Origin of the sequence: Hydrogenimonas sp., assembly GCF_029933015.1 — a bacterium.
Classification (GTDB): domain Bacteria; phylum Campylobacterota; class Campylobacteria; order Campylobacterales; family Hydrogenimonadaceae; genus Hydrogenimonas.
In genome coordinates, this window is record NZ_JAOZOZ010000087.1 from 1 (window position 1) to 6,531 (window position 6,531).

Consider the following 6,531-nt stretch of genomic DNA (forward strand, 5'->3'; position numbering starts at 1 on the left):
CCCCACATCGGACACGCCTATACGACGATCATCGCCGATACGCTGGCGCGTTACTCCCGGATGGCGGGCATGGATGTCTTTTTTCTGACCGGAACCGACGAGCATGGCCAGAAGATCGAACAGGCGGCCAAAGCACGTGGCAAGAGTCCCCAGGAGTACGCCGACGAAATTTCGGCACGGTTCAAGAATCTCTGGGACGAGTTCGAGATCAGCTACGACAAATTCATCCGCACCACCGACCCGGACCACATGAGAGGCGTCCAGAAAGCTTTCGAGGTGATGTACGACAACGGCGACATCTACAAAGATGTCTACCGGGGCCACTACTGCGTCAGCTGTGAAACCTTTTTCACCGAAACGCAGCTGGTCGACGACGAGTTCTGCCCCGAGTGCGGCCGCTCCACGACGATCGTGGAGGAGGAGAGCTACTTTTTCCGCCTCTCCAAGTATCAGGACCGCCTCCTGGAGTGGTACGAGAGCAAACCCGAGTGCATCCTCCCCAAAGCCAAGCGAAACGAAGTGATCAACTTCGTCAAGAACGGCCTGGAGGATCTCTCCATCACCCGCACCAGCTTCGACTGGGGCGTCAAACTCCCCGAAAAGCTGGGCGACCCCAAACATGTCATGTATGTCTGGCTCGACGCGCTGATGAACTACGTCACGGCACTGGGCTACGGCGGCGACGAGAAGCTGATGGAGTACTGGCCGGCGAAAGTCCATCTGATCGGCAAGGACATCCTACGCTTCCACGCCATCTACTGGCCCGCTTTCCTGATGAGCCTGGGGCTCGAACTCCCCCATCACATCGCCGCCCACGGCTGGTGGACGCGAAACGGCGAGAAGATGAGCAAATCCAAAGGCAACGTGGTCGATCCCAAAGAGATCGCCGACGCCTACGGACTGGAGAATTTCCGCTACTTCATGCTGCGGGAGGTCCCCTTCGGACAGGACGGCGACTTCAGCCAGCGCGCCCTGATCGACCGGATCAACTCCGATCTGGGCAACGACCTGGGCAACCTGCTCAACCGCATCATCGGCATGAGCGGCAAATATTTCGATTTCCGCGTCAAGAGCGACGGGGTGGGCACGTTCCACAAAGAGGAGCTCGAAAACGTCGAGTCGATCCTCTCGAACGTCGAGCCTTTCCTCTACGAGGTACAGACCAACCGCTACCTCGAAGAGCTCTGGAAAACCCTTCGCATCGCCAACAAGGCGATCGATACCGCCATGCCATGGGTCAAGATGAAGGAGGGCAAAGAGGATGAGGCGATGGCGACGATCGCGCTGGTGGCCAACATCCTCGCCAAAGTCGCCGTCCTGCTTCACCCCTTCATGCCCAAAACGACCCAGACCATCGCCAAAGCGCTTGGCTTTACGGTGAATACGGAAAGCTACATGCGGCTGATAAAAGAGAGTGCGCTGCTGGAGAGCTTCACGATCGAGAAGATCCCTCCCCTCTTTCCGCGTATCGAAGAGCCCCTCGTGGAGACTCCGGGCCAGAAAGCCGAGACGGCCAGAAGCGAAGAGAAGGCGAAGGAGAAGAAAGCGGCGAAGGAGAAGAAGGAGGAGAGCGAAAAGAGCGGCGCCAACCTGATCACGATCGACCAGTTCTTCCAGGTCCAGCTGAAAGTGGGTACCGTCGTCGAAGCCGAGGAGGTTCCCAAAAGCAAAAAGCTTCTCAGACTGCAGGTCGATCTGGGAGAGGAGAAGCCGCGGCAGATCGTCGCAGGTATCAAAGAGTGGTATTCGCCCGAGGATCTCAAAGGCACACAGGTGTGCGTCGTCGCGAACCTCAAACCCGCCAAACTGATGGGCATGCTCAGCGAAGGGATGCTTCTGGCCGCAAAAGACGACGAGGGACTCTGCCTCATCCGCCCCGAAAAACCGCGCAAACCCGGCAGCGCCATTGGATAACCCGTTACCATCCCCGGACACGGAACCGAATGCGTCTTGAAACCGTCCTGGCCGTCACCGGCGGCCGGCTTCTGAATACCCCTTTCATATCCGGTTTCGAAACCGTGGCGACCAAACTGAAAAAGGTGCATAGAGGCTCCCTTTTTTTCGCAAAAGAGAGAGAGGATGCGGAAGAGGCCGTAAAGCTCGGAGCCTACGGTATCATTACCGATCTAAGCATCCCGGCCACCGATCAGGAGATCGCCTGGATCCATGTCGATTCTCTGGCCGAAACCCTGCCGAAACTGCTGCGCCTCTGGCTGGTGGAGAACCCCAGAAAGATCCGTTATGTCCCCGCTTCGACACTGGAATTCATAAGAGAACTCAACTACGACCATGGGGTGCTTCCACTCGAAAACGACGATGGGAAAAGAAGCGAACAGCTTTTCGACTCCAGCCCGCTTCAAACGATTCTCTGCGACGACATCCCCTTCATCGAACATATCGGTTATCTTCTCGAAACGGCCGATTCCGATCCGGTGGAGTACTCCGTCGTCTCCGAAAGCATCTTCGAAACGTCTATCATTCTGGAGGGGCATTACCATCGCCGGCTGCCGCTGGCTTCCTGCATGCTCTCCTCTTTCATGAACGCCGTGGGTGTTTTGAAACATCTTTCCGCCGGTTTTACCCTGCAGCATCTGCGTCACACCCCCTCCTTCCAGCCGGTTTTCGTGAATAGACATGGTGAAAAGATCCCTTTCGGAGCGAGCGAACACGTTCTCATTTTCGCCGATAATTTCGACAACTGCCGATGTTTCAGAGTACTGGACGATGTCAGATGGATCGAACGTAAGGTTTTCATCCCAACACAAATTAAGTTCGAATGTGATATAAAAACTCCCATATATCAGTACGATTCATTGAAATCTCTTCTCTCGATCATTCGGAAAGATTTCTCAAAGCCCGCCTACACCATCATCGCCGGGTTGAAAGAGGAGATCTTTTTCGAAAAGATTCAAAGAGAGCGGATTTCATCCGAAACGACCATTTTCAAAGGATTTGACTTTAATGCATAACGACACCTCCGAACCGTCGTCGGGTATTCAGGACTTTTTCCAGGACTACTGGGATTTGATGGCGGGGGTCTTCTTCGCCTCCTTCGCTTTTCTCTTTCATACGACCGGTCAGGTTTACCTGGCCACACTCTTCGCGGGACTCGGTATCGCGGCTTTCTCCTTCACCGTCTCGGAAATCGCGGAAATACTGGCCGAAAGGCTTCAGGAGCCCTACGCCAGCTTCGTTCTGACCTTCAGCGCCGTCGCCGTGGAGATTCTGCTTCTGTTCATGATCCTTCTGGAGAGCAGTCACGGCGCCCATGCGCTGGAGACGGTCAAAGGCGGTATCATCTCCGCCGTCATCGTCGACATGAACGTACTTCTGGGTATCGCGGTCTTCGTAGGGGGGCTACGCTTCAAGGAGCAGGAGCACAACGAAGATACATCCAGCACCTATACGACGATTCTGCTCGTCGCATCCGTCGCGCTGCTGGTGCCGAGTCTGCTCCAGTACTCGAAAGACAGCGGAGATTCGCTGATGACGGCAAGCTACATCATCGCATTCCTGCTGATGGTCTACTACGTCACGATCTTCATCTTCCAGACACGGACCCATATCCACTTCTTCAAAGCCACGGCCCGCAGCCGCATCTTCCGGCTCAGGCGAAAAAGAGCGGAGCACAGCGAGGAGGAGGAAGAGGAAGAGAACTACATCTTCGAAAAACTTCCGAACATCGCCAACTTCTTCGCCATTTTCGGACTGATCTTTCTCATCGGTATCATCGCCGAAATCTTCGCCAGCGACGGCATGCACATCGCCAACGAATACGGCATCTCCGCCGCGCTGGCGGGTCTTGTGATCGCGATCATCAGTGTCTCACCCGAACTCTTCACCGCCATCAAAGCGGCCAAAAGCGACCAGATCCAGCGTGTCGTCAACATCGCCATGGGAGCCTCGACCGTTTCGATCCTGCTCACCGTACCGATATTGATGATGCTCGCACCCTTCGCCGACGTTCAGCTCTCTCTCGATTTCAACTCCCTGCAGATCGGCGCACTGATTCTGACCGTCATACTGGCCTGGAAGACCACTGACAACGGCGAAACCAACTACGTCGAGGGAATCAGCCACCTGATGTTCTTTTTCGCCTATGCGGTAATCGCGGCGTTTTATCATTAACATTCATGCGCACCTTAAGGTGCGCGTCATTATGCGCGCACAGCGCGCTGTCATTGGTCATTTCGCATCCTTTGGATGCTGTTATTTGGTAAAAGTAAACAGTGACCATTTCTACGATCCCAGATTCTCACAAAGCCGCATTGCGGCGATCCCATGTCCCGCTATAGTATAATTTCCCAATCAATCCAAACCGACAAGGGTTCTGCATGAAACGTAGAGATTTCGTCAAAGGTGCCATCGCGGCGACGGCGGCGGTGGGTTTTTCCGGCTGTACCCGGGAGATGATCGAAGGCAAGAAGAGTGTCAATATCAACCGCCGCAAGAAGGTGAAGCTCAAGCTCGCCACCAGCTGGCCGGCCAACTTCCCGATCATGGGGACGGGTGTGGACCGCTTCGCCGAAAAGGTGAAGGAGATGAGCGGCGGATCCCTGGAGATCAAGGTCTATCCGAAAAACATCCTGGTTCCGGCGCTGGCGGTTTTCGACGCCACCAGCAGCGGGCAGATCGACGCGTTCCACTCCGGTCCCTACTACTGGAAAGGAAAAAACCCGGCTTTCGCCCTCTTCAGCGGCCTGCCTCTGGGGATGGTGGCCAGCGAGCTTTCGTGCTGGATGAACTACGGCGGAGGCTACGACCTGTGGCGGGAACTCTACGGCAAATTCAACCTCTACCCCTTTGTCGGCGGCAACACGGGCGTGCAGATGGGAGGATGGTTCCGCAAGCCGATCGACTCCCTGGAAGATCTGAAAGGACTGAAGATGCGCATCCCCGGCCTCGGGGGCGAAGTGATGGCCAAACTGGGGGTCAATCCGATCCTTCTGCCGGCCGGCGAGATCTATACCTCGCTGGAACGCGGCACGATCGACGCCACCGAATGGGTGGGGCCGGCGCTGGATATCCGCATGGGCTTCTACAAAGTCGCCCGCTACTACTACACCGGCTGGCACGAACCGGGCTCCATCCTCGAGCTCACCTTCAACAAAGCCCGTTTCGAATCCCTGAGCGAAGAGCACAGAGCCGTCATAAAATACGCCGCCGAGGCGATGACGACGGAGATGTACCACGAATTCATGCATGAAAACGCCAAGGCTCTCAAAAAACTCAAAGAGCTGGATGTGCAGATCAGGGATTTCTCCCCGGAAATCATAGAAGCGGCGAAAAAGGCCCTGATGCGCGTCGTGGAGGAGCAGAGCGCAGAAAGTGAAGATTTCAAGCGGGTTTTCGCTTCGATGGAGGATTACTACCGCCTCATCAAACCATGGACCGACATCAGCGAGGCGAAATATCTCTCTATTCGCTGAGAGGAAAACCTGTGGCCAGGCTTCTTTCGAGCGCCTTTTTGGCCCTGAAAAGGGCCTGGATGCCGCTCTGTGAGGAAGCGCCCTTGACGACGTAGTGTCTCTTTTCGATCACCTTCTTATAGGGTTCCCGCAGCTTCAGGTCGATCGATGCTCTCAGCAGATGGGTGTCGGCACGGCTATCGTGATAGAGCTTTCCCTCCACCTGGATGCAGATGGTGTCTTTTTTGGCTTCATCCCATGCCAGAACGGGATAATTCTCTCTTCTCAAAACCCTCTCCACCGCTTCCGAAAAGAGTTCCAGCGCCGGTGTTTCGGCCGGTTCGACACAGAAACTGAGCCGTTTTTTCAAAGATCTCTCCGTCCTGGCGAAGTAGGAAATGCCCCCTTCCACCCGGCTTCTGACACTTTTTCCGAAGGGTTCGATGGATGAGGCGAAAAGATACTCCGGCAGCAGTGCGATCATCTTTTTTTTCGCTTTTTTGGCGGTGCGATAACGGGTCAGGATATCCGAGCCGGATACCGCGTGCCAGGACTCTTCGATCGGTACGAGTCTGCGTATCACCCTCTTCTTGTAGGGACGGGCGACAATACCGCGGTCGACGCTCACTTCGACGAAACAGGGACCGCCGGGCAGACACCGGCTTCGTGTCACTTCGTAATCGCTAATTTTCAGACGTTTCAGACGTTTTGTGATAGATTCGATCTCGTTTTTTCCAAGATGCCTGCCGAATTTTCTCTTTTTCTCTTTAAAAGCGCGCAGAATTTTTTCCGTCATACCCTTTTTCATATCGGCAAGTGCCGCTTTTGTCGCTTCCTCCATCGTATCTGCCGAACCTTTTCCGAAAAAACTCTTTCCGCTCTCTTGGGTCGGCCCCGTATACCATGCGGGAACGGCGACTTTCACTTCGGCAGGCTCGACGGGATCTTGCACGACTTTCCGGCTGCAGCCTGAAAAGAGAAAGAGAAGAAGTGCGAAGAGAAAAAATCTGTTCATCGTATATCTGCCTGCCGATAAAAAAATTGGGTTGGATAGGGTTATAGAATTATCGGCAGAAACTCAGATATTTTCAGAGGAAGATTTGGGAAAGAAGCGTTTGATCAC

5 protein-coding genes are annotated in these 6,531 nt (G+C 54.8%); 4 read left to right on the forward strand and 1 reads right to left on the reverse strand.

Annotation, left to right across the window (positions count from 1 at the left end):
* The 4 genes from metG to dctP all read left to right on the forward strand — a co-directional run.
* The coding region (gene metG / locus Q1K23_RS06685) for a methionine--tRNA ligase (RefSeq protein ID WP_300363369.1) at window positions 1-1,914 on the forward strand (1,914 nt) is incomplete at its 5' end.
* 29 nt (window positions 1,915-1,943) lie between these two features.
* Window positions 1,944-2,969, forward strand: a complete 1,026-nt coding sequence (locus Q1K23_RS06690) for a hypothetical protein (protein ID WP_300363370.1) — start codon at window positions 1,944-1,946, stop codon at window positions 2,967-2,969.
* Window positions 2,962-4,128, forward strand: coding sequence for a sodium:proton exchanger (locus Q1K23_RS06695; protein WP_300363371.1), 1,167 nt, complete (start codon window positions 2,962-2,964; stop codon window positions 4,126-4,128). The genes Q1K23_RS06690 and Q1K23_RS06695 overlap by 8 nt, the downstream gene beginning before the upstream one ends.
* A gap of 206 nt (window positions 4,129-4,334) precedes the next feature.
* Complete coding sequence (gene dctP / locus Q1K23_RS06700; protein WP_300363372.1) at window positions 4,335-5,429, forward strand: TRAP transporter substrate-binding protein DctP; 1,095 nt, start codon at window positions 4,335-4,337, stop codon at window positions 5,427-5,429.
* Here dctP and Q1K23_RS06705 read toward each other — a convergent pair.
* Complete coding sequence (locus Q1K23_RS06705; protein ID WP_300363373.1) at window positions 5,419-6,423, reverse strand: hypothetical protein; 1,005 nt, start codon at window positions 6,421-6,423, stop codon at window positions 5,419-5,421. The genes dctP and Q1K23_RS06705 overlap by 11 nt on opposite strands.
* Window positions 6,424-6,531: the final 108 nt, after the last annotated feature.